Below are 21121 nucleotides of genomic sequence, written 5' to 3'. Positions count from 1 at the left end.
ACGATCAATCGGCGGACGGACCCTCCCGGTCATCCGTGTCCAGCCCATACGATCACCCCCATGTCGATCGCTTCTCCGATACCGGTCCTGTCCAGTTCCAGTGGATCCGCGCTCCGGTTCGACGACGACGCGCTGGTCCTGCACAGGACGGACGAGGAGCTGCGGATCCCCCTCCGGGCGATCCGGCGGATCCGCCCGGAGGGGCGCGCCGTCGCCGTCGAGCTCGCCGCCCCCACCGGGGCGGTGCCCGCCGTACACCGCCTCGACGACGTGAGCGAGGCGGCGGTGGCCCTGTTCGCCGCATCCGTCAACGCGGCCCTCGCCCTGCTGCCCGAGGAGGCAGCGGCGGTCGACGGCGCCGCCTTGGTCACCGTCACCGCCCTGACCCGGTCCGGCGAGGAACGGAGGAAGCGCCGGGACCGGATCTGGATGATCGCCGTCGGCCTCGCCCACTTCGCCCTCGCACTCGCCGTCGGGATCCACGGTGAGTGGACCCTCGCGCTCACGATCCTGGTGGTCGGCCCCATCGCGGGGGCGGGAAGCCTCGCGTTCGGCGCCATGGGAGCGGACATCGCCTACCGCCAGTGGTACCTGCCCCGGAACGGCATCACCGTGGAGGCGGTGAGGGTCGGCAACGCCCGCGTCCTGGGCGGCAGTTTCGGCACCTACGCCTACACGGACCTGCACGGCACCTCCCGCGGCGTGAACCACCGCAGCGACTCCCCGACCGTCCAGGTCGCCTACCACCCGGACAAGCCGCACGTCGCGGTGGTCCGCGAGAAGCGGTCCAGCACGGTCGGGGACAACGCCCTGACCGTGGCCCTGCTCCTGTTCGGGCTCGCCGTCGAAGCCGCCGTCATCACCATCGCGGTCGGCGCCTTCCTGGGCCAGTACCCCGGCTACTGACTCCGCCCGGTCCCTGGCACGGCCGCGTGCGTCGGGCTCAAGCGGGAACGGCTCGGACATGGTCGGCCGAGAGGTGGAGTTCGTACGGGTAGCAGCAGTCGGAGCTGAGGGTCGCCACGAGGGTTCCGCAGACGCACAGTTGGTTCATGCCGCCGTTGGGCGTGGCCCCGCAGCAGGCGGAGGACGCGTGCCGCAGTTCCAGGCCGCGGGCGTCGTCCGGGTTGATGACGATGTTGCCCCTCGGGCCCTGCGGCCCGCCGTACGGCTCCGTCTCGATCGCGTAGTGGCCCGACGGCACGGTCGGCGGCGACGGACCGGGCTGGTCGGCCTCCCACCACTCGTAGTACGGCGCCTCGGGAACCTCCGGCAGCCGCGTGAGCGGCCCCGTCAGCGGGACGCCGCACGTCGCGCAGACGAACACCGCCGTGTCGGCCTCGGCGGACGCGGTGGTGTTCGAGCCGTTCACCTCGGCGTCGGCCTGCCCGTGGTCTTGCTTTTCGTGCATGGACCGACCCTATGCGGCACGCGCCCGAGCACGGCACCCGGCCCCACCACGGCAGGTCAGCGACTCGGCTCAGGTGTCGTAGCAACCGTCCCAGGGCGCGGTGAAACCCAGGCCGTCGGGGTAGAGCTCGACCCACACGCCGCGGCCCTCGCCCTCCTCCTCCCCCTCCTCGCCCGGCTCTCCGTCCTCGTCCTCCTCCACGACCAGGCCGAACACGGCTTCCTCGAACCGGACTTCGAAGGGCGCGATCGCGATGTCCTGGTACTGCCGATCCGGAAGGGCGTCCAGCCACTCGGCGAGCAGCAGCCCTGCCGCGTCGACCGCCTTCCGCTCGCCGTCCGCCGTGGTGCCAGTGAACTGGATGCGCGAATCCAGGTGACGGCCGGCCTCGTCGAACCGGTGCAGCACGCTGTACCAGCGCTTCCGGGACTGCCAGTCGCCGTCGCTCCAGTCCTCGGGCAGGGTCGCGGTGACCGAGGCGAAGAACTGGCCGCCCCGGCATCGTCCGATGGTGCTCGTGCGGTAGTCGGGTTCGTGCCTGATCGGGATGACCTCGGGAACGCTCATGACCGGAACCATAGGCGCCAACTGGGACAACCGGCGGCGGACGGCTGACCGGTCGGCCCGCTCATTTCCACAGAGCAAGGAAGGAGAGGGCGGCGACGCCGGCCCCGATGCCCGTAAGAGCGAGGACGAGCGGCCACCGTGCCCCTCCCTCAACGCCCTTGGGACCGACCGAAGGGACCGACGCACCGTGGACGACGTGTGACGCCACCCTCATGGAGCTCGGCTCGGCCGTCCCCCAGTCCCCCACCGCCGGGTACCCGAACGGCGGCTGCCGCGGCGGGAAGCCCTGCGGTTGCGGCCGGCCCCACGGGTTGGTCTGCGACCCCTGCCCCGTCACCACCGGGAACGGCTCCTCCAGGACGAGGTCCAGCCAGACGGTGGGCTCGGCGCTCCACCGGCCGTCCGCGCCGCGCAGCAGGAGGCCCCCGTCCCCTCGCCGGCGCCAGCGCCGCCCCTGGACGTCGGTGTACTCCGCGTGGATCTCCGCCAACTGCGCCCGCGTACCTTCCGGCATCCCCGGCACGGGCACGACGGCCTCCCCCGTCGAGGGGGTGTCAGAGGACAGGTACAGGTCCAGAGCCCGGCCCCCCGGGGTGATCTCCGTGTCCCGCCAGTACAGCCGTACCTCCGTCACGGGATGCCGGCCCCGGTAAGCGGCCCGCACCGCGTTCCCGACCGGCTCGACGGTGAAGTCCCTTGCGGACATCAGGAGTTGTTGCCGCTCCCGCCGCCGCTCGGCCTGCTCCTCCTGCTCGGCCCGCTGCCTGCCGGCCAGCTCGGCGCGGCGCTCGGCCTCCTCGGCACGCCGCTCGGCCGCCTCCGCCGACCGCCGGGCCCGCTCGGAGTCCTCGATCTGGCGCCGGAGCTGCTCGCCCTGCAGCTTCACCAGCGCCGCCTGGCTCCGGTATCCGGCCACACCGATCCCGACGCCCGCCAGGGTGCTGAACGCCCCCACCACGGCGACGATCGTCTCGATCACCCTCGTCTCCCCCGTTCCGTCGGCGAACAGCTTGCCCGTCCACGGTCACGCCTGTCCGGCGAACGGCCACACCGCCCTGAGGTAGCGTCAGGGAATGACCGCCTCGACTCCCGTACGGCTCGCCACCTTCAACGTCCTGCACGGGCGGACGGTCGGCGACCGCGGCGACCGCGGCCCGGTGGCCGTCGGGGCGCTGGTGGAGGCCGTGGCCGCCCTCGACGCCGAGGTGACGGTGCTTCAGGAGCTGGACCGCTTCCAGGAACGCTCCGGCCGGGTCGACCAGGCCCGCGCCGTCGCGGAGGCGCTCGGGCCGGTGGAGTGGCGGTACGCTTCCGCCTTCCACGCCCGGGCCAGGGAGGGGCGCAGCTGGGTACGGGAGCGTTCCGAGCCGGGCCTGCGGGTGTACGGCCCGCCCGGGACCGGACACGACGGCACCGCTCCCTCGCACGGCATCGCGCTGCTGTCGCGGCTGCCCGTCCACCACTGGCGGGCAAGGCGGTTCGCGGAGCCGCCGGTCGCGGCGCTGCTCCCGTCCCCCTCCCCGCGCGGCCTCCGGGTGGTGCGGGACCATCCCCGGGTGGCGTTGGCGGCGGTCCTGGAAGGCCGGCGAGGACCGTTCACGGCGGTGGCGCTCCACCTGTCCTTCGTCCCGGGCTGGAACGTCCGCCAGCTCCTCGCCGTCCGGAAGTGGATCGCCGACCTACCCCAACCACAGGTCCTGCTCGGCGACTTGAACCTCCCGGGCACCGTCCCGACGACCGTCCTGGGCCGCGGCTGGCACCCCACCGCCCGGGCCCGGACCTTCCCCGCCCACCACCCGCGCCTCCAGCTCGACCACATCCTCACCACCGGCCCCGGCCCCCGCCAGCCGGTACGGATGGCTCGGCCGCCGATCTCCGACCACCGCCCCCTGGTGGTCGAACTCTCCCTCTAGCTCCCGGGCCGCTTACCCTCGGGAGCGAACGGGTGCCGGAAGGTGAAGCCGTCCGCCGTGACGCCGTGCTCGTGGAGGCGTTCCATCCTCGATGCCCCGTCGCCCCAGGTGGGCACCGCACCGTCGGTGACCCACCACATGACGTGGGTCGGGTACGCCGACCTCTCGAACCAGTCGTGACGCCGGCTCAGCGCCTCGCGGTGCAGCCCGCCGTACACCGCCTCGAAGGCCGCGTCCTCATCCGTCCAGAGCGACAGCGTCGCAGCCAGCGCCGTACTCTCCGCCGTCCGCCCCTTCCGGTACCAGCCCGGCACCGCGAACTCCCCCCACACCCCCCAGTCCGCCCCGAAGAGCTCTCCCGGTCCCCCGGCCACCGGTTCGGCGTGCCCCAGGTACCCGGGCTGCCGGGTGATCTCGCGGTAGACCGACTGCCCGCTCTCGTACAGCTCACGGGTGAGTGTCCCCGGATCGGCCAACGGCAACTTCAGAACTCCGAACGTGTACAGCGCCAGCTGCGGCATGCGTCCCTCCCCGGTTCCGGGGGTCCGGGTACGGGACCCCCTTGCACGCGTGGGCGGTCACCCACGAGCGGGTGAGGCTAGTCGCCTTCCCCGATCATGTCGAAGTTGCGTTTTCGGTGCCGGGATGGCCTCCCGGACGAGTCTCAGCGGTGTTCCGGGTTCTCGAAGTCGTAGCGGCAGCCCGCGTCCCAGCCGGAGCGCTGGTTGCCGTGGGCGGGGATGCCTCCGGCGTCCTTCAGGAGGCGGGCCATGTGCAGGAGATTCCAGGTCATGAAGGTGGTGTTGCGGTTGGTGAAGTCGTTCTCCGGCCCACCCGATTCCTCGTCGAGGTAGGAGGGGCCGGGGCCGGCGGGGCCGACCCAGCCGGCGTCGGCCTGGGGCGGGATGGTGTAGCCGAGGTGCTGGAGGCTGTAGAGGACGTTCATCGCGCAGTGCTTGGCGCCGTCCTCGTTGCCGGTGATCAGACAGCCGCCGACGCGGCCGTAGTAGGCGTACTGGCCCTGGGAGTTGAGGATCGAGGAGCAGGCGTAGAGCCGCTCGATGGTCCGCTTCATCACCGAGGAGTTGTCCCCGAGCCAGACCGGCCCCGCCAGGATCAGGATGTCGGCGGACATCACCTGGCTGTAGACCACCGGCCACTCGTCGGTCTCCCAGCCGTGCTCGGTCATGTCCGGCCAGACCCCGGTGGCGATGTCCAGGTCCACCGGCCGCAGCACGTCGACGGCCACGCCCTGGCGCTGCATGATGCCGGTGCTGATGTCGATCAGCCCCTGGGTGTGGCTGCGCTCCGGGGAGCGCTTGAGCGTGCAGTTGAGCACGATCGCGCGCAGGTCGGCGTAGGAGGTCCCGGGCTCGGTCATCGCGTGCTCCTTGCGGACGGGCCGGACGGACGACCGGCAGGCCCACTCCACCACGCCGTCCGCCGACTCCCTGCCCGGACACGCCGCCTGACGGGAGGTCAGGCGGGGTCCGGGGCGGGGTCGAGGATGACGTGCGGGGCGAGGGCGCGCAGGAAGTCGAGGGCGTCGAAGGCCGCCCCGGCGGAGGCGACGCCGACGGACTTGGTGCGGCCGTCGAGGACGCGGGAGAGGGCTTCGACGACGAGCGGGGCGGTGACGGCGTAGATGTCCCGGCCGTGGGCTGCGAGGCGGCGTTCGGCGCCGTTCAGGCGGACCAGGACGTCGACCACGAAGGTCTGGTCGGAGCGGCCGGCTCCGTCGGTGGCGGTCGGGGCGGGGGTGTCGGGGGACGAGATGTCGGCGACCGCGTTGGCGGTCATGTAGGTGGTCACCTCGGGGATGGCCAGGTGCTGGGGGACGGTGACGACGTCCGCCATGGTGAACTCACCGATCACGGATCGGGGTCCGAACGGCTGGGGGAAGTCCCAGTCCAGGGTGGGCGGCGCGTCGGTGCGGCGCTCCCACCGGCCGCCGCTGAAGCGCAGCCGGACGGCACCGCGCCGTTCCCGGGAGACCGCGCCCGCCCGGCGGGTGCCGGCGGTGGGGTGCCAGTGGTTCAGCCCGTAGGCGATGTGCGCCTCGTCGGCCTCGGTCCAGTCGCCCATGGCGGCGGTGACCAGCAGGTCGCCGAGGCCTCCGAAGAAGGCCATGGCCGGGACGACGAGCGTGCCCGCCTCACGGGCCCGGTCGGAGAAGTGTGCGAAGGTGTCGAGGTTGGCCTCCAGTTCGGCGGCCACGTCCAGGTAGGGGATCCCGGCGCGCAGCGCCGCCTCGATGACGGGGCCCGTGGTGGTGGCGAACGGGCCGGCGCAGTTGACGACGGCCACTGTTCCGGCCAGCGCCCGGTCCAGCGAGGCCGGATCGTCGGCGGAGGCGACCCGGGCCTCCAGCCCGTGCGCACCGGCCAGCTCCTCCAGCGCCTCGGCGTTGCGGCCGGACGGCACCGGGAGGTAGCCGCGCCGGAGCAGCTCCGCGACCACGAACCGACCGGTGTGTCCGTATCCGCCGAACACCGCGACCTTCTGACCCGCCGTCATGCGTACCGCCCCCGTGCTTCCGCTGCGAACTCCGGGCCGATGCGGCCCGACGTGGATCATCCTGGCGCAATCCGCACTCCTGCACGAGCCTTTCGGGCCCGAACACCCCACGGAGTGCGGGCGGGGCAGTTGACGGAGCGCCGTCGGGGGTCGGAGGTGCCGGGAGGGGCGGCTGAGAATTCGTCAGGGTGGGGCGGGGACTGGGCCGTTCGGGGTACCTGTCCGCCTGCCGTCGTGGGATCGGGCACGGGCGCGGTCAAGCTGGGTGGGGCCGCCCGTAGGGGGCGGTCGCGGAGGGGAGTCGGACGTGGGTGGGAAGTCGCCGAACGTGCAGGCGGTGCTGGCGGCACCGAGCCGGGCCGCGTTGTTCCTGGTGATGACCGTGGAGGCCGGTGGTGAGCCGGTGGTGCGGGAGTTGTTGGGGGATCTGGCGGGGCTGGTGCGGTCGGTGGGGTTCCGCCGGCCGGAGGACCGGCTGACCTGTGTGGCGGGGATCGGCTCGCAGGCCTGGGACCGGCTGTTCGGCGGGCCGCGGCCGGCCGGACTGCACCCCTTCGTGCCGCTGCGCGGCGCGCGGCACACCGCCCCCTCGACCCCGGGCGATGTGGTCTTCCACGTCCGGGCGCAGCAGGCCGACCTCTGTTTCGAGCTGGGCACCCTGATCACCCGTCGGATGGCGGGTGCGGTGCGGGTGGTGGACGAGGTGCAGGGCTTCACCTACTTCGACCAGCGCGACCTGCTGGGCTTCGTCGACGGCACCGAGAACCCGGAGGGGAACCCGGCCGTGGAGGCGGTCCACGTCGGGGACGAGGACCCGGACTTCGCCGGCGGGAGCTACCTGATCGTGCAGAAGTACCTGCACGACCTGGACGGTTGGGACCGGATCGGCTCGGACGAGCAGGAACGGGTGATCGGCCGGACCAAGCTCTCCGACATCGAACTCCCCGACGGCGTGCAGGCGCCGGACTCGCACGTGGCGGTCAACCAGGTGCTGGACGAGGACGGCGAGGAGCGCCAGATCTACCGCGCCAACATGCCGTTCGGCTCGCCCGGGCGGGGTGAGTACGGGACCTACTTCGCCGGGTACTGCCGCACGCCGGAGGTCACCGAGCAGATGCTGCGGAACATGTTCCTCGGCACCGACGAGGCCTCCCACGACCGGATCCTGGACTTCTCCACCGCCGTCACCGGAAGCCTCTTCCACGTCCCGACCGCCGACTTCCTGGAGGACGGGCCGGCCGCCGACGCGGACGCGTCCACCAGCGAGCGTCAACAGCCGGAGAAGGACGGCTCGTTGGGGATCGGCAGCCTCAAGCCCGCTCCCGTCCGGGCCGATTGAACCGTCCCCCAGTGAAAGCACCGTGAACCCGTGGACAACCTGCACCGCGCACTGGCCCCGATCAGCGAGGCCGCCTGGGCCGAGATCGAGGAGGAGGCCCGCCGGACCTTCGTCCTGCACCTGGCCGGTCGCCGGGTGGTGGACCTCTCCGGCCCGGCCGGCCCGGCGCTGGCCGCGGTCGGCACCGGACACCTGACCCCGCTGCCGCCGCCCGCCGAGGGCCTGCGGGCCCGGGCCCACCAGGTGCGCCCGGTGGTGGAGTTGAGGACGCGCTTCACTCTGAGCCGGGACGCGGTGGACGACGTGGAGCGCGGGTCGAAGGACAGCGACTGGCAGCCGGTCAAGGACGCGGCCCGGACCATGGCGATGGCCGAGGACCGGGCGGTCTTCGACGGCTGGCCGGAGGCCGGGATCTCCGGGCTGCGGGCCGCCGCCGACAATCCGCCGGTGGCGCTGCCGCAGGACGTCACCGCCTACCCCGACACCGTCAGCCACGCACTCTCCACCCTGCGGCTGGCGGGCGTCGGCGGCCCGTACGCACTGCTGCTGGGCGCGGACGCGTACACCGCCGTCAACGAGACCTCCGACCACGGCTACCCGATCCGTCAGCACATCGCCCGCGCCTTGGACTGCCCGCTGATCTGGGCCCCGGCGCTGACCGGCGGGGTGCTGCTCTCCACCCGGGGCGGCGACTTCGAGCTGCACCTGGGCCAGGACCTCTCGATCGGGTACCTGCGGCACGACGCCGACACGGTGGAGCTCTACCTCCAGCAGGCGCTCACCTTCAGCCTGTACTCCCCCGAGGCCGCCGTCCCGTTGGTCTGAGCAGTCCCCGTTCGCCGGTGCGAGCTCTCGGAGAAGCGCCCGGGTCGAGTGGTGCGGGTCAGTGCCGATCGAACGCCAGGTCCCGGGGCCGCACGTGCTCGCGCGGGCCCGCCGCCCGCAGGACCACGTCCAGCACCCGTGCCGGATCGGCGGCGTAGGCGTGCGAGAACCACGCCATGTTGGCCTCCACCACGGCCCAGCGGTGGCCCGGGCGGTACGGGTCGAGCAGCTGCCCGACGTCCACGACGACGGCGCTCGGCAAGGTGTGCCCGGCCTCGGCGACCAGCCGGTCGGCGAACTCCGTGATCTCCGCCGCGATCGCCCGCTCCGCGAGGCCCGTGGCGAGCGGGCGGGGATCGAGCCGGCCGAACACCGCGTACCGGCTCGCCGCAGCGATCTGACCGTCCAGTAGGAAGAGCCGGTACTCCGCGGCGAAGGTCACCACCTCGGACAGCAGGACCGGCGTCGCCGGGTCCAGGTCGGAGGGCAGCCGCGAGCCGTCGGCGTGGATGCCGGGGGGAAAGGACTTGTCACGTGGCGGCTTGACGAACGTCGGCCGGTCGAGCGCCCACACATCCGCCACGGTCGCGGTCCGGACCGACCGGCCGGTGAACTCCTCCGACAGTTCGGCGAGCCAGTCGTCCCCGGGCTCCAGGAGCGCGAACCCGAGCCGGCCCGCCAGTCCGGCACCCGCGATCGGCCCGCCGTACCAGTACGCGGGGCCCACCAGTCCGGGCTCCTCGGCGGCCCTGACCGCCATCCCACGGCCCGCCGCCTCCGCGGCCAGCAGCTCCATCGTCGACGTCCGCCGCCCGGGCATGACCAGCACCGCGATCCCCTCTCCCTCACAGAGGCACCACGCTAGCCTCGCCCTCCCCCCACCGCAGCCGAGATTCCCCGCCACGGCGCTCACGCCCGCCGGGCCCGCTCCACCGTCCCGGGGACACCGCCCACGGCACGGGGATCACGCCGGACCCGCTCGACGGGACCACGGCGTTCGCGGTCCGTGGAGTTCGGTCTCCCTCCGCACGAAGGGCAGTCAGTTCGGTGCGGAGGCACGGCCGGAGGAGGCACGACGGCGACGGCGGAGGTCCGCCAGGGCACTGGCCATCGCCGCCGCCTCGAAGCCGAGCGCCACCAGGATGCCCACCTGGAAGGCCGAGGCCCAGGAGTGGCCGCCCGCCAGGTGGGCGAAGAAGGCGGCCCCGACGCAGGCGACGCCGATCGCGGTGCCGAGCCGCTGCGCGGTCTGCAGCACGCCGCCCGCCGTACCGGCCCGCACCACCGGGACGTCGGCCAGGGCCAGCGCCAGGTTGGGGGCGATCACCAGCCCCGAGCCGACGCCGGCCAGCAGCAGCGGCCCGGCCGTCGCCCAGCCGGCGCTGCGCCCCGGCACCAGGTGAACGGCGAGGGCGGCCAGTGCCGTGCCGGCGAGCACCAGGACCAGGCCGGCCACGATCAGGGACCGCCCGTGCCGGGTCACCAGCCGTCCGCCCACGGCCGCCGAGACGGCCGAGCCGGCCGCGAACGGGGTGACGGCGAGGCCGGCCGCCAGGGCGCTGTAGCCGAGCCCGTTCTGGAGGTAGAGGGTGAAGATGAAGAAGATCGTGGTGAAGCCCGCGAAGTAGAGCATCCCGAGCACCGCGCCCCAGACGTACGAGCCGGTGCGGAACAGCGCCAGGTCCACCAGCGGCACGCCCCCGGCCCGGGCGGTGCGCCGCTCCCAGAGGGCGAAGAGGGCCAGCAGGGCCAGGCCGAGCGGGATCAGCCACCACTTCGCGGCTCCCTTCCACTGCTGCTCCTGGATCAGCGGCAGCAGTACGGCGACCAGGCCGGTGCCGAGCAGCAGCACCCCGACCCCGTCGATCCGCCGCCCCAGGCTGCCCTGCGAGGAGCCGCAGCCGGCCCGGCCCGGGATCAGCCGCAGGGCCAGCAGAAAGGCCACGATCCCGATCGGCACGTTGACGAAGAACACCCAGCGCCAGCCGTCGGACGGGCCGGCCGCCTCGATCAGCAGGCCTCCGGCCAGCGGGCCGACGGCGGTGGCCAGGCCGACGGTGGTGCCGAAGTAGCCGAAGGCGCGGCTGCGTTCGGGGCCGGTGAACATCTCCTGGATGAGTCCCGAGATCTGAGGCCCCACCAAGCCCGAGGCCACTCCCTGGAGCAGCCGGAACACCACCAGGGCGAGGGCGGTCGGGGCCAGGCCGCAGGCGGCCGAGGCGGCGGTGAACGCGGCGAGGCCGGTCAGGAAGGCCGTCCTGCGCCCCCACATGTCGCCGAGCACGCCGGCCGGGATCAGGGTCAGTCCGAAGGTGAGCGCGTAGCCGGAGAGCACCCACGAGAGCTCGGCCGGGCCGGCGTCCAGGCCGCGGTCGATCGAGGGCAGGGCGACGTTGACGATCGAGACGTCCAGCAGGCTCATGAAGCCGACCAGCAGGCAGACGCCGAGCGCCTTCCAGCGGCGCCGGGCGGCTTCGGCCGTCAGGCCGCCCGCCGGGTGCGGCCCGGCCGCTGACGGGTGGTCACCTGTTGCGCGGCGGGGGTTCAGCGGTACTCGTCCCGGGCCCGGGCCAGGTCGTCGGCGATGGTGAAGGCGATCGCCTCGTCCAGCGACTCGTCGCGGCTGCCGTCCGCGAACTCGGCGTCGCGGTCCTGGTCGGCGTCGACCAGGTGGACGGCGGCCTCCTCGGCGCCGGCGGCCCCGGCGTCCGGGCCGACGTCGAAGCCGGTGACGTCGTCCTCGCCGCCGAGCAGGCGGCCCGCCCGGGGGGACGGTCCGTCGGTCCAGCGGTCGTCGACCACCTCCGGGACGACGTCCGGCTCCTCCTCGGCGAGGTGCTGGTCGAGGGACTCGCCGGCCTGGGCCTCGGCGGCCGTGGTGCCGTAGGCGGTGGCGCCCTGGTAGCCGTCGGCGGGGATGACGCCGGTGTCGAGCGGGTCGTCGTCGAGGCGGTCGGTGAGCAGGCTGTCCGCCGGTTCGAGCACTCCGTCGTCCTCGGCCGGGAGGTCCTGATCGTCCCAGTCCGCCATCAGACACCTCCCTGGTGCGGTGCCGGCGCTGCGTGCCCGGTCATGCCCATGCTTCGCACCCGCGCGGCCGGGTGCAACTCAGCGTGCCCGCCCGAGGGGCCGACCGGGTGGGGCCGCCCGGAGCGCGGCGGGTGTCGTGCCGTACCAGCGGCGGACCGCCCGCCTCAGGGCCCGGGCGTCGGCGTAGCCGCTCCGGGCGGCCACCGCGTCGATGCCGAGGTCGGTGCGCCGGAGCAGCCGGACGACGTCGGCCCGGCGCAGGTCCTCCACCTCGGCGGTCCAGGTGGTGCCGTGGTCGTCCAGCCGGCGTTGCAGGGTGCGGGGGCTGAGGTTGAGCCGGCGTGCGACCAGCGCCAGCGTGGGGGCGGCCTCGGTGTCGGCGGCGACGGCTCCGAGGGCGGCGTGGAAGAGGTCCAGCCAGCCGTGCACGGCCACCGCGCCCGCGAGGTTCTGTTCGGCGTGCCGGCGCAGCACCGCCGAGAGTCCGGGCTGGGCGTGCGGGGTCGGGGAGTTCAGGTCCGCGGCGAGGAAGGTCATCGAGCCGACCGGTGCCTCGAACTCGATCGAGCGGGTCCCGTAGAGCTCTGCCAGCTCCCGGTGCCGGCCCGGGGCGGTGGTGCTCAGCGTGACGTGCACCGGCACCAGCGCGCGGCGGGCGGCCGCGCTCAGCCGCTGTTGGAAGAGGGCGAGCGCGCCGGCCCGGACGGCGGCGGCCCCCTCGTGGGACATGTCGGCGCGGTTCACGTGGGTGAGGGTGACCTGGCTGCCGTTCTCGGTCACCTCGACGCCGTCCGTGCCGGTGTCGAGGACGGCGCCCAGGTAGCGGACCGCGTCCCGCAGGCCTTCCAAGGGGGTCGGGGCCGAGGTGATCAGGTAGTCCCAGACGCCGAGGCTCCCGACCTCGGACTCCCGGGCCAGCACCCGGGCGACCTCGGTCCAGGGGGCCCGGACGGTCATCAGCTCGGCGATCCGGATGCTGGTGGTGGTCGGCGGCCGGCAGAGGTCGTCGTGCAGGTGCTCCGGGTCCAGGCCCACCAGCCGCGCGTACCCCTCGACCGGGACGCCGAGGCGGCGCGCGCCGTCGACGTTCAGCCGGGCCAGGGCGGAGGAGGTCGTCCCCCGGGGCGCGTTCTCGATCACGAGGAGGCAGCATAGGCCCCCTTGGCACGAACGGTCCCCCGCCTGGCGTGCCGGGTCCCTCGGGGAGCGGCCTCGGGCGCCGTAGCGTGGTGGACGCCGAGGCCCCGCCCCGGGGAACCGCCTCACGGGGGTGGGCGGTTCCCCGGGGCCTGGTCCGAACGCCGCCGCACCGGCCGTGAACAGCGGATGAAGAGTCCGTCACGCCCGGATGCCGCCTGAAGGTTCGTCAATGACCCTTTCGGGCAAGATCACCTTCCCGCCCGGGCACCCCTCGCGGCCCGGCGAGCGCGCCCGCCCGTCCCAAGACGCGGGAATTGCGCCAGTGTTGGCCTGTTCGTGGCCCACTGATCGCCCCACCGCACCGTGCGGAGCCCGGAATGATCTCCGGGGCAAGGGTTCACCCGATGGTCGTCTCGCCCTCCAGTCACCCGTCCATTGGTCTATACCAATTGCGGTACGGTGCTGCCCAGGACGCTGTCGAAACACGCGGCTGTGGGGGCCTCATGACTGTGCATCACCTTCCTCAACCACCTTCCGACCAGGAGCTCTACTGGTACTTCGGACCACAGCGCCGCTGGGTGCTGATCTGCACCTCGCTGGCGTTCAGCTTCACCGCCGTGACGATGCTGACCTTCTCGCTGCGCACCCCCGCCCTCTGGGCCTTCCTCGCGGTGCTGGCGGTGAACCTGGTCGCGCTGGCGCTCTCCTCGCTCAACAGCCTGCGCTCGCGCCGCCTCACCCGGCAGTCGCACGAGGTGCTGGTGAACGCCTGGCACCCGGCCGAGCTGCCCACCGTCGACCTCTACCTGCCGACCTGCGGTGAGCCGCTGGACGTGCTGGCCAACGCCTACCGCGCGGTCGCCCGGGTCGAGTGGCCGGAGGCGCTCACCGTCTGGGTGCTGGACGACGCCGACCGGCCCGAGGTGGCCGAGCTGGCCGCCGCGCACGGGTACGAGTACGTGGTCCGCCCGGACCGCGGCGCCTTCAAGAAGGCGGGCAACCTCAACCACGCGCTGACGCTCAGCACGGCCGAGTTCGTCGCCATCCTGGACGCCGACTTCGCGCCCCGGCCGGACTTCCTGCGCCACCTGGTGCCGTACTTCGCCGATCCCGGCATCGGCATCGTGCAGAGCCCGCAGTGCTTCGACACCGACGAGACCATGGGCTGGATCCAGCGCGCCGCCGGCTCCGCCCAGGAGTGGTTCTTCCGGTGGATCCAGCCCTCCCGGGACGCCAGTGACGCGGCCATCTGCTGCGGCAGCAACGCGGTCTACCGGCGCACCGCGATCGACGCCGCCGGCGGCTTCGCCAAGCTGGACCACAGCGAGGACCTGTTCACCGGCCTGGCGCTGTACGCCCAGGGCTTCAAGACCCTCTACGTCCCGGTGCTGGTCGCCAAGGGCACCTCGCCGGACAACCTGGCCTCCTTCGTCAACCAGCAGTACCGCTGGGCGATGGGCAACCTGCACCTGCTCGCCACCCCCGAGCTGAAGCGGATCGGCGCGCCCTGGCGGATGCGGCTGTGCTTCTACGAGGGCGTGGTCGGCTACCTGACCACCGTGGTGAACATCTTCGCCGCGCCGCTGCCGCCGCTGGTGATGATGTTCTGGTACCCGGACGAGATCCGGCCCTGGCACGTGCTGCCGCTGCTCGCACCGCTCTGGCTCTGGCACGTGCTGCTGCCCCGGATCAGCCGCACCCGCTGGCGGGTCGAGGTGATCCGCGCCAACGTGCTGATGAGCGTCGCCGCCGGTGCCGCGTTCTGGCACACCCTGCGCGGCCGCAGCGCCGCCTGGGTGCCGACCGGCACGGCCGGCCCCGGCAAGAGCAAGTCGGGCAAGCTGGCGCAGCAGGTCACCGTGGTCTCGCTGATCTGGCTGGTCGGCTCGGTCGGCGCCGCCGCCGTGGGCCTGGTGCTCGCTGCGGCCGAGCACGGCATCGCGCCCACCTGGGGCCTCGGGCTCTACCTGCTGGTGCAGTTCCAGATCAGCCTGCCGCTGATCCGCGACCTGCTGATCGAACTGGTGCCGGGCGCCTCGGAGACGGTCGAGTCCCGCAACGCCACCCGGGCCCGCCGGGCGATGCTGCCCCGCCGCTGGCCGGAGGCGCTCGCCGCCACCGCCGCCCTCGTCCTCGTCGCTCTGCTCGCCTCCGGCTGGGTCCGCCCCATGCTGCCCTGGCTGGGCTGAAAGGTCGTCACACCGATGTCCTCGTCCGTCGATTCGGACCTCCGTCCCACCTCCTACGTCATACCCGCGCAGCGCCCCGCGCCCGTGCGCACCACCGCCCCCGGCCGGCCGAGCGGCTTCCGGGCCGACATCGAGGGCCTGCGCGCGCTCGCCGTGCTGGCCGTGCTGGCCTTCCACGCCTCGGTGCCCGGCCTGGCCGGCGGTTTCGTCGGGGTGGACGTCTTCTTCGTCGTCTCCGGCTACCTGATCACCCATCTGCTGGTCCGCGAGGCCGTCACCACCGGCCGGATCCGGCTCGGCGAGTTCTTCGCCCGCCGGGCCCGCCGCCTGCTGCCCTCGGCCGCGCTGGTGCTCGGCGTGGTCGCGCTGGCCGGTGCCTGGCTCACCGTGCCGCTGCGCCGCACCGACCTCGAGTACGACGTCCTGGCGGCGGCGCTGTCGATCGGGAACTGGCGCTTCATCGCCCAGCAGACCGACTACCTGGCGGCCGGGCGGGACGAGAGCCCGCTGCTGCACTTCTGGTCGCTGGCGGTCGAGGAGCAGTTCTACCTGTTCTGGGGTCCGCTGCTGGCCGCCGTGGTGTTCTTCGCCGGGCGGGCCGCCCGCCGCGGCCGCTCGGTGCGCTCGGTGACCACCGTGATCGCCACCGGGCTGACCGCCGCCTCCTTCCTCCTCGCGCTGTACTGGACCCAGGGCTCCGCCTCGCTGGCGTACCTCGCGACCCCGTCCCGGGCCTGGCAGTTCGGCGTGGGCGCACTGCTCGCGCTGCTGCCGTGGCACCTGCTGCCCTCCACCCGGACGCTGCGTCAACTGTGCGGCTGGGCAGGCCTGTTCGCCGTCGTCGCGGCCGTGCTGGTCTTCGACTCCAAGACCCCCTACCCCGGCTACGCCGCCCTGCTGCCGACCCTCGGCACCGCCGCCGTGATCCTGGCCGGCACCCCCGACCGGACCGGCGCGGGCACCGACCAGGGCGTCAACCGCCTGCTGGGCACCCGTGCGCCCCGGGCCGTCGGCCGGCTCTCCTACAACCTCTACCTCTGGCACTGGCCGGTGCTGATCCTCGCGGAGGCGCAGTTCGGCGCGCTCTCCTGGCCGGTGAAGGTGGCGCTCACCGCCGCCGCCGCACTGCCCGCGATGGCCGCCATGCGCTGGATCGAGACGCCGCTGCGGCACAACCGCACGCTCTCCGAACTCCCGCGCCGCGGCCTCTCCCTGGGCCTGGCCGCGGTCATCGTCCCGGTGGTGCTGGCGCTGGTGGTCGGCACCGGGACGCTGCGCCTGCTCGGCCCCTCCAAGCCCGTCGACCTGCTCGGCCTGCCGCCGGGCGCCCCCGACGGCACCTCGCTGCTGGTGCAGACCGCCGGCGCCCCCAAGGGCGGTCCGGTGGTGCCCGATCCGGTGCAGGCCCGGCAGGACTTCCCCCCGGACGGCGAGTGCGAGGTGGCCCCGACCGCGGTCAGCAGCCCCGCCTGCCTGTTCGGCAACACCACCAGCCCCGACCGGGTGGTGCTGCTGGGCGACTCGCACGCCGGGCAGTGGTTCTCCGCGATGCTGGCGATCGCCGCCGAACGCGGCTGGGCGCTGGAGGAGTTGGTCAAGCAGGGCTGCCCGCTGCCCGAACTCACCGTGGTCAACCCCCAGTTGGGCCGCACCTACCACGAGTGCGACACCTGGCGGACGGCAGCACTCGAACGCATCGCGAAGGGCCCCAAGCCCCGGCTGATCGCCGTCTCCACCCTCAACCGCTACACCGACGACCCCGGACTGCTGCTCCGGGGCTGGGAGAAGACCCTCGCCCCGCTGCGCGCCCTCGGCGTCCCGGTGGTCTACCTCCAGGACACCCCCGTCCCCGGCACCGACGTGCCGGCCTGCGTCTCGGGCCACACCGCGGACCCGGCGGCCTGCGCCTTCGACCGCGCCAAGGCCCAGTGGCCGGACCCGCTGGCCGAGGCCGTCGCGGCGGGCCGGATGCCCGGGGTGCACAGCGTCTCGGTGAACTCCGTGCTCTGCCCCGGCACCGGGAAGGCCTGCCCGGCGGTGCTGGAGCGCATCCTGCTCTACCGCGACGACGCGCACATCACCAACGTGGCGGCGGTGGTGCTCACCCCGCGCCTGGAGCGGCTGCTCACCGAGGCCGGGCTGGTACCCGCCCGCGGCGGCACCGCCGGGACCCCGCAGGCGGGCGGCTGGACGCAGCTGCTGCGGGACGACTTCGACGGGCCGTCCGGGAGCCGCCCCTCGGCCGCCAACTGGCAGTACGACCTCGGTACCTGCTACCCCGGCTGCCCGGCCCCGCAGTGGGGCACCGGCGAGGTCGAGACCATGACCGACTCCACCGCCAACGTCCGCCTGGACGGCAGGGGCGCCCTGGAGATCGTCCCCACCCGCGCGACGGACGGCAGCTGGTCCTCGGGCCGGATCGAGTCCCGCCGGGCCGACCTCAAGCCCCAGCCCGGCGGGGTGATGCGGATCGAGGCCTCGATCGCGCTGCCGGACGTCACCGGCCCGGCCGCAGCCGGGTACTGGCCGGCCTTCTGGACCCTCGGCGGCGAGCTGCGCAACGGCTACACCGGCTGGCCCGCGATCGGCGAGCTGGACGTGATGGAGAACGTCAACGGCCGGGACGCGGTCTTCGGCACCATGCACTGCGGCGTCCTGGACGGCGGCCCCTGCCAGGAGCCCAAGGGCCTCGGTTCGGGTGAGGTCCCGTGCGACGGCTGCCGGTCGGACTTCCACGCCTACGCCGTGGAGGTCGACCTGACCGCCGGGGCGGAGCAGATCCGCTGGTACCTGGACGGCCGCGAGTTCCACCGCGTGGAGGCCTCCCGGATGGACCGCGCCAGCTGGGACAGGGCCGTCGGCAAGGGGCTGTTCCTGATCCTCAACGTGGCCGTCGGCGGCAACCTGCCCGCCGCGTACGGAGGCACCGTCGGCCCGGCCACCGAGCCCGGCCACCCGATGCGGGTCGACTACGTCTCGGTCACCACCAAGCCGGCCGCCAACCGCGGCTGACCTCCCGTCAGGGCCCCGTCGGACACCGTCCGGCGGGGCCCTTCCGCGTCACCCGAGGCCCGAGGGCGAAGCGGAACCCGAGGGCGAAGCGGAACCCGGGCCCGGCGCCGAGGACGGGGAGGACGGCCGTCCCGAGGACGGGGTGGAGGTGCGGAAGGCGGAGGGCTGGGGGGACGGGCCGCCCGGGGAGGTCTCCTGAGTGGCGAGCAGCGCGGTGTACACGGGGGCGCGGCCGACCAGGTCCACCAGCTCGTCCAGGCTCAGCGCCGCCCGGTCCGCCGCCGCCGGGTTGATGACGGAGAGCCCGAAGACCGTGCCGCCCGGCGAGGCGAAGGTGGCCTCCAGGCGCGGGTCGGCCCCGCCGTAGGAGGAGATCCAGCCGGTCGAGCCGTCACCCAGCACCCGGTGCACGCAGGTGGCGGCCTTCTGCGGCCCCGTCCGGGTGCACGGCGACTCCGGGGACTGGCCGGGGGCGACCGGCTGCCCTCCCCGGATGCCCAGCCGGACCGCCTCCGCGGTCGACCCCGGTCGCGGGGAGGGGCTCCCGGGCTCGGTCAGCATGAACTCCGTGAAGCCGGACGGGCTCAGGTGCAGCACCGAGAGCCGCTGCGGCGCGGCTTCCCGCACCGCCTCCCTGAGCCGCTGGAAGCCCTCCTCCATGGTCATCGCCCGGCCGGGGCCGGTCGGCGAGGCACTGGGCGACGGCGAGGCCGTGGCCGTCTCCGGCGTGACGGTGCCCGGCCCGAGGCCGGCGGGGCCGCCCCCCGCCGCGGTCACGTTCACCACCAGCAGCACGGCGGCGGCCGTGAACGCCGCGCCGAGCAGCCCGGCCCGGGCCCGCCGGGCCCGGCGCAGCCGCCGGCCGCGCTCGCGCACGGGGGCCAGCACCGCGGGCAGCGGCGGCTCCTCGTGGTCCAGCACGGCGCCGAACACGGCGGTGGCCAGCCGGCCCTCCTGCTCCGGCCCGGGGTCAGCTGCGGTCATCGTCCTTCTCCTCACTGGTCGTCATGGTCGTGGTGGTGCGGCGCCCCTGGGCCCGGCCCGACGGCCCCGCCCGGCGGCCCGGTCGGCGGATCAGTCCGCGACCAGGTCGAGGACCGAATCGCCCAGCACCTCGCGCAGCTTGCCCAGCGCGCGGTGCGCGTCCGAGCGCACGGTGCCCTCGGCCAGTCCGAGCACCCGGGCGGTCTCGGCCACGGTCTGGTCCTCCCAGTAGCGGAGCACCAGCACCGCGCGGTACTGCGGGCGCAGCTCGGCCAGCGCCGCGCGCAGCGCCAACTGCCGGTCGCTGTCCGGCACTCGGGCGGCCTGGGTCTCGGGCGGTTCGGGGAGGCTCAGCTCCGTGCTGGACCGGCGCCGCAGCCCGTCGATGTGGTCGCGCACCATCACGGTGCGCGCGTACGCTCCGGCCTTGTCCGGCTCCCGCAGGCGTCGCCAGCGCGCGTACAGCTTCACCAGTGCGCCCTGCACCAGGTCCTCCGCCGCGTGCCAGTCCCCGCACAGCAGGTAAGCCGTCCGCCGCAACGCCGGATACCGCGCCGCCACGAACTCCTCGAATCCGGCCTCACCGCTGCCCGCACCCATCCCCGCGCCCCCTCGATCCGTCCGGGGGTTCCGTCCCCCACCCCTCTGACGCGGTGGGCACCCCGTTCCGCTGCAAGGAGTACGCGGTGACGTCCCGTCAGGGCTCGGAGGACGGATGCGTCCGGGGCCCGTTCCGGCCAGCCAGAGGGCCTTCTGCCGGGGACGCCGGGCCACCAGGATGGTGATCACCGGCCGAGCGACGCTCGCCGGAACACCCGCCGCTCCGGCGCCTCCAGCTCTCCCAGAACGGGGTACCCCCATGTCCGCACGTCGTCCGATCCGCCGCACCGCCGCCCTCGCGGCCACCTCCGTGCTGGCGGCCGTGGTGACGGCCGGCGGCCAGGGGACGGCCTCGGCCGCCTCGGTCGCCACCTGGGACAAGGTGGCCCACTGCGAGAGCACCGACAACTGGAGCGCCGTCAACCCCGCCGGCTACTACGGCGGTCTGCAGATCAACCTGCACAACTGGCAGTACTACGGCGGGACCCAGTACGCGGCCCGCCCCGACCAGGCCACCAAGACGCAGCAGATCCTGATAGCCGAGAAGATCCTCGCCGACCAGGGCTACCGCGCGTGGAGCTGCTGGCCCGGCACCGGTCTGGACACCGACCGCGCGGACCCGTTCCCGGCGCCGGCCAACACGGTGCGCCTGGTGGACCTCAAGCCCGGCGGCACGCTGCAGAACGCCGAGGGGAACTTCTCCACCGGCCGGTGGTCCGGCTGGAGCGACCTGGGTGCCACCGGGATCACCGAGGTGACCAGCGCCGCGACCGGGTCGGTGAACCGGATCTTCGCGATCCAGGGCGGCAAGGTCTTCGAGAAGGACGGCAACTACGCCACCGGCCAGTGGTCCGGCTGGTTCCAGCCCGCCACCGGCGCGCTGCCGGTCAACGCCGCCGCCCTCTCGGCCTCCGCCTTCGGCAACACCGTCCACCTGGTGGTGGTCGGCACCGACGGACACCTCTACAACACCGACGCCGACTACAACACCGGCGGCTGGAACGGCTGGACCGACCACGGCGGCGGCTTCAAGCGCGTCACCAGCGCGGCCACCAGCGACAACGTCAACCACATCTTCGCCATCAACAGCAGCGACCAGGTGGTCGAGAAGGACGCCGACTACGCGAACGCCAGCTGGAGCTCCTGGACCAACGCGGGCTCCACCGCGTTCACCGCGCAGGACGTGGCCGCCTCCGCCTCCGGCCGGACCGTGCACCTGAGCGCCGTCGCGCCCGACGGCAGCTGGTCCAACACCGACGGCAACTTCGCCACCGGCCAGTGGAACGGCTGGTTCAAGATGCCCGGCGGCAACCTCAAGCGGATCACCAGCGCCACCGCCAACAACGTCAACCACGTCTTCGCCACCGACACCGGCAACCGCCTGCTGGAGATCGACGGCGACTACAACACCGGCACCTGGAGCTCCTGGGCCCCCGCCGCCGGTGGCGCCGACTCGCTGAGCGCCACCGCCGCCTTCACCAGCTGACGCACCGTCGGTTGGCTCCCGGTCTCCGGACCTCGGCCTCCGGGCCCGCTGCCCGGGGGCCGGTGACAAGTGATCCGTATACACCCCATAGGCTTCCGCACCGACCCC

At 73.7% G+C, this 21121-nt stretch carries 19 protein-coding genes; 7 read left to right on the top strand and 12 right to left on the bottom strand.

Features of this window, described 5'->3' with window-relative positions; genetic code table 11:
- Positions 1–60 precede the first annotated feature (60 nt).
- Positions 61–906 (top strand): hypothetical protein, encoded by an 846-nt coding sequence (locus tag ACWCYY_RS33035; RefSeq protein ID WP_449798108.1) that lies wholly within the window; start codon positions 61–63, stop codon positions 904–906.
- 37 nt (positions 907–943) lie between these two features.
- On the opposite strand, the gene ACWCYY_RS33030 is transcribed toward ACWCYY_RS33035, so the two are convergent.
- The 3 genes from ACWCYY_RS33030 to ACWCYY_RS33020 all read right to left on the bottom strand — a co-directional run bounded on the left by ACWCYY_RS33030 (position 944) and on the right by ACWCYY_RS33020 (position 2957).
- On the bottom strand, positions 944–1411 hold the full coding sequence (locus tag ACWCYY_RS33030; protein ID WP_449798107.1) for a hypothetical protein: 468 nt from the start codon (positions 1409–1411) through the stop codon (positions 944–946).
- Positions 1412–1480: 69 nt separating this feature from the next.
- Entirely contained in the window at positions 1481–1978 is a 498-nt protein-coding gene (locus ACWCYY_RS33025; protein WP_449798106.1) for a hypothetical protein, read from the bottom strand.
- A 61-nt stretch (positions 1979–2039) separates the two neighbouring features.
- On the bottom strand, positions 2040–2957 hold the full coding sequence (locus ACWCYY_RS33020) for a hypothetical protein (RefSeq protein WP_449798105.1): 918 nt from the start codon (positions 2955–2957) through the stop codon (positions 2040–2042).
- Between the two features lie 94 nt (positions 2958–3051).
- Here ACWCYY_RS33020 and ACWCYY_RS33015 point away from each other — a divergent pair, with 94 nt between their 5' ends.
- Positions 3052–3891, top strand: coding sequence for an endonuclease/exonuclease/phosphatase family protein (locus tag ACWCYY_RS33015; protein ID WP_449798104.1), 840 nt, complete (start codon positions 3052–3054; stop codon positions 3889–3891).
- On the opposite strand, the gene ACWCYY_RS33010 is transcribed toward ACWCYY_RS33015, so the two are convergent.
- From ACWCYY_RS33010 to ACWCYY_RS33000, 3 genes are all read right to left on the bottom strand, one after another.
- A complete protein-coding gene (locus ACWCYY_RS33010) occupies positions 3888–4412 on the bottom strand; it encodes a DUF3291 domain-containing protein (protein ID WP_449798103.1) in 525 nt (174 codons plus the stop codon). The genes ACWCYY_RS33015 and ACWCYY_RS33010 overlap by 4 nt on opposite strands.
- A gap of 143 nt (positions 4413–4555) precedes the next feature.
- Positions 4556–5272 carry a flavodoxin family protein gene (locus ACWCYY_RS33005; protein ID WP_449798102.1) on the bottom strand — a complete coding sequence of 239 codons (717 nt, stop codon included), beginning with the start codon at positions 5270–5272 and terminating at the stop codon, positions 4556–4558.
- Positions 5273–5370: 98 nt separating this feature from the next.
- The gene (locus tag ACWCYY_RS33000; RefSeq protein ID WP_380150055.1) at positions 5371–6408 is read right to left on the bottom strand and encodes a saccharopine dehydrogenase family protein; all 1038 of its coding nucleotides are present in this window, start codon (positions 6406–6408) and stop codon (positions 5371–5373) included.
- 307 nt (positions 6409–6715) lie between these two features.
- On the opposite strand from ACWCYY_RS33000, the gene ACWCYY_RS32995 reads away from it, so the two are divergent.
- Positions 6716–7747: a Dyp-type peroxidase gene (locus ACWCYY_RS32995; protein WP_449798101.1), complete on the top strand. Its 1032-nt coding sequence runs from the start codon at positions 6716–6718 to the stop codon at positions 7745–7747.
- A gap of 30 nt (positions 7748–7777) precedes the next feature.
- Positions 7778–8572, top strand: coding sequence for a family 1 encapsulin nanocompartment shell protein (locus tag ACWCYY_RS32990; RefSeq protein ID WP_345285372.1), 795 nt, complete (start codon positions 7778–7780; stop codon positions 8570–8572).
- Positions 8573–8630: 58 nt separating this feature from the next.
- Here the strand turns inward: ACWCYY_RS32990 and ACWCYY_RS32985 are convergent, their stop codons facing one another.
- The 4 genes from ACWCYY_RS32985 to ACWCYY_RS32970 form a co-directional block, all read right to left on the bottom strand.
- Complete coding sequence (locus ACWCYY_RS32985; protein ID WP_345285466.1) at positions 8631–9368, bottom strand: ATP-grasp domain-containing protein; 738 nt, start codon at positions 9366–9368, stop codon at positions 8631–8633.
- Positions 9369–9611: 243 nt separating this feature from the next.
- Complete coding sequence (locus ACWCYY_RS32980; RefSeq protein ID WP_449798141.1) at positions 9612–11057, bottom strand: MFS transporter; 1446 nt, start codon at positions 11055–11057, stop codon at positions 9612–9614.
- A gap of 59 nt (positions 11058–11116) precedes the next feature.
- The gene (locus ACWCYY_RS32975) at positions 11117–11602 is read right to left on the bottom strand and encodes a DUF5709 domain-containing protein (RefSeq protein ID WP_380150067.1); all 486 of its coding nucleotides are present in this window, start codon (positions 11600–11602) and stop codon (positions 11117–11119) included.
- A gap of 78 nt (positions 11603–11680) precedes the next feature.
- Positions 11681–12742, bottom strand: a complete 1062-nt coding sequence (locus tag ACWCYY_RS32970) for a helix-turn-helix domain-containing protein (RefSeq protein ID WP_449798100.1) — start codon at positions 12740–12742, stop codon at positions 11681–11683.
- Between the two features lie 503 nt (positions 12743–13245).
- Between ACWCYY_RS32970 and ACWCYY_RS32965 the strand changes: the two genes are divergently transcribed.
- Complete coding sequence (locus ACWCYY_RS32965; RefSeq protein WP_449798099.1) at positions 13246–14931, top strand: glycosyltransferase family 2 protein; 1686 nt, start codon at positions 13246–13248, stop codon at positions 14929–14931.
- A gap of 15 nt (positions 14932–14946) precedes the next feature.
- Complete coding sequence (locus ACWCYY_RS32960; protein WP_345285366.1) at positions 14947–17943, top strand: acyltransferase family protein; 2997 nt, start codon at positions 14947–14949, stop codon at positions 17941–17943.
- Between the two features lie 48 nt (positions 17944–17991).
- On the opposite strand, the gene ACWCYY_RS32955 is transcribed toward ACWCYY_RS32960, so the two are convergent.
- Together ACWCYY_RS32955 and ACWCYY_RS32950 are read right to left on the bottom strand one after the other, a co-directional pair.
- Complete coding sequence (locus ACWCYY_RS32955) at positions 17992–18927, bottom strand: hypothetical protein (protein ID WP_449798098.1); 936 nt, start codon at positions 18925–18927, stop codon at positions 17992–17994.
- Positions 18928–19017: 90 nt separating this feature from the next.
- The gene (locus ACWCYY_RS32950) at positions 19018–19527 is read right to left on the bottom strand and encodes a SigE family RNA polymerase sigma factor (RefSeq protein WP_345285362.1); all 510 of its coding nucleotides are present in this window, start codon (positions 19525–19527) and stop codon (positions 19018–19020) included.
- 259 nt (positions 19528–19786) lie between these two features.
- Between ACWCYY_RS32950 and ACWCYY_RS32945 the strand changes: the two genes are divergently transcribed.
- The gene (locus ACWCYY_RS32945; protein WP_449798097.1) at positions 19787–21013 is read left to right on the top strand and encodes a transglycosylase family protein; all 1227 of its coding nucleotides are present in this window, start codon (positions 19787–19789) and stop codon (positions 21011–21013) included.
- The last annotated feature ends 108 nt before the right edge of the window (positions 21014–21121 follow it).

It is taken from the genome of Kitasatospora sp. NPDC001664, assembly GCF_053596675.1.
Note: the sequence above shows the minus strand (reverse complement) of the source record. Positions and strands in the feature narration are given on the sequence as shown.

Bases quoted from the DNA above. Each gene is read 5' to 3' on its own strand.
- ACWCYY_RS32985 (WP_345285466.1), bottom strand. From the start codon at position 9,368: ATGGAGCTGCTGGCCGCGGAGGCGGCGGGCCGTGGGATGGCGGTCAGG.
- ACWCYY_RS33035 (WP_449798108.1), top strand. From the start codon at position 61: ATGTCGATCGCTTCTCCGATACCGGTCCTGTCCAGTTCCAGTGGATCC.
- ACWCYY_RS33000 (WP_380150055.1), bottom strand. From the start codon at position 6,408: ATGACGGCGGGTCAGAAGGTCGCGGTGTTCGGCGGATACGGACACACC.
- ACWCYY_RS33030 (WP_449798107.1), bottom strand. From the start codon at position 1,411: ATGCACGAAAAGCAAGACCACGGGCAGGCCGACGCCGAGGTGAACGGC.
- ACWCYY_RS33015 (WP_449798104.1), top strand. From the start codon at position 3,052: ATGACCGCCTCGACTCCCGTACGGCTCGCCACCTTCAACGTCCTGCAC.
- ACWCYY_RS32945 (WP_449798097.1), top strand. From the start codon at position 19,787: ATGTCCGCACGTCGTCCGATCCGCCGCACCGCCGCCCTCGCGGCCACC.
- ACWCYY_RS33025 (WP_449798106.1), bottom strand. From the start codon at position 1,978: ATGAGCGTTCCCGAGGTCATCCCGATCAGGCACGAACCCGACTACCGC.
- ACWCYY_RS32965 (WP_449798099.1), top strand. From the start codon at position 13,246: ATGACTGTGCATCACCTTCCTCAACCACCTTCCGACCAGGAGCTCTAC.
- ACWCYY_RS33005 (WP_449798102.1), bottom strand. From the start codon at position 5,272: ATGACCGAGCCCGGGACCTCCTACGCCGACCTGCGCGCGATCGTGCTC.
- ACWCYY_RS32975 (WP_380150067.1), bottom strand. From the start codon at position 11,602: ATGGCGGACTGGGACGATCAGGACCTCCCGGCCGAGGACGACGGAGTG.
- ACWCYY_RS32960 (WP_345285366.1), top strand. From the start codon at position 14,947: ATGTCCTCGTCCGTCGATTCGGACCTCCGTCCCACCTCCTACGTCATA.
- ACWCYY_RS33010 (WP_449798103.1), bottom strand. From the start codon at position 4,412: ATGCCGCAGCTGGCGCTGTACACGTTCGGAGTTCTGAAGTTGCCGTTG.
- ACWCYY_RS32955 (WP_449798098.1), bottom strand. From the start codon at position 18,927: ATGACCGCAGCTGACCCCGGGCCGGAGCAGGAGGGCCGGCTGGCCACC.
- ACWCYY_RS32950 (WP_345285362.1), bottom strand. From the start codon at position 19,527: ATGGGTGCGGGCAGCGGTGAGGCCGGATTCGAGGAGTTCGTGGCGGCG.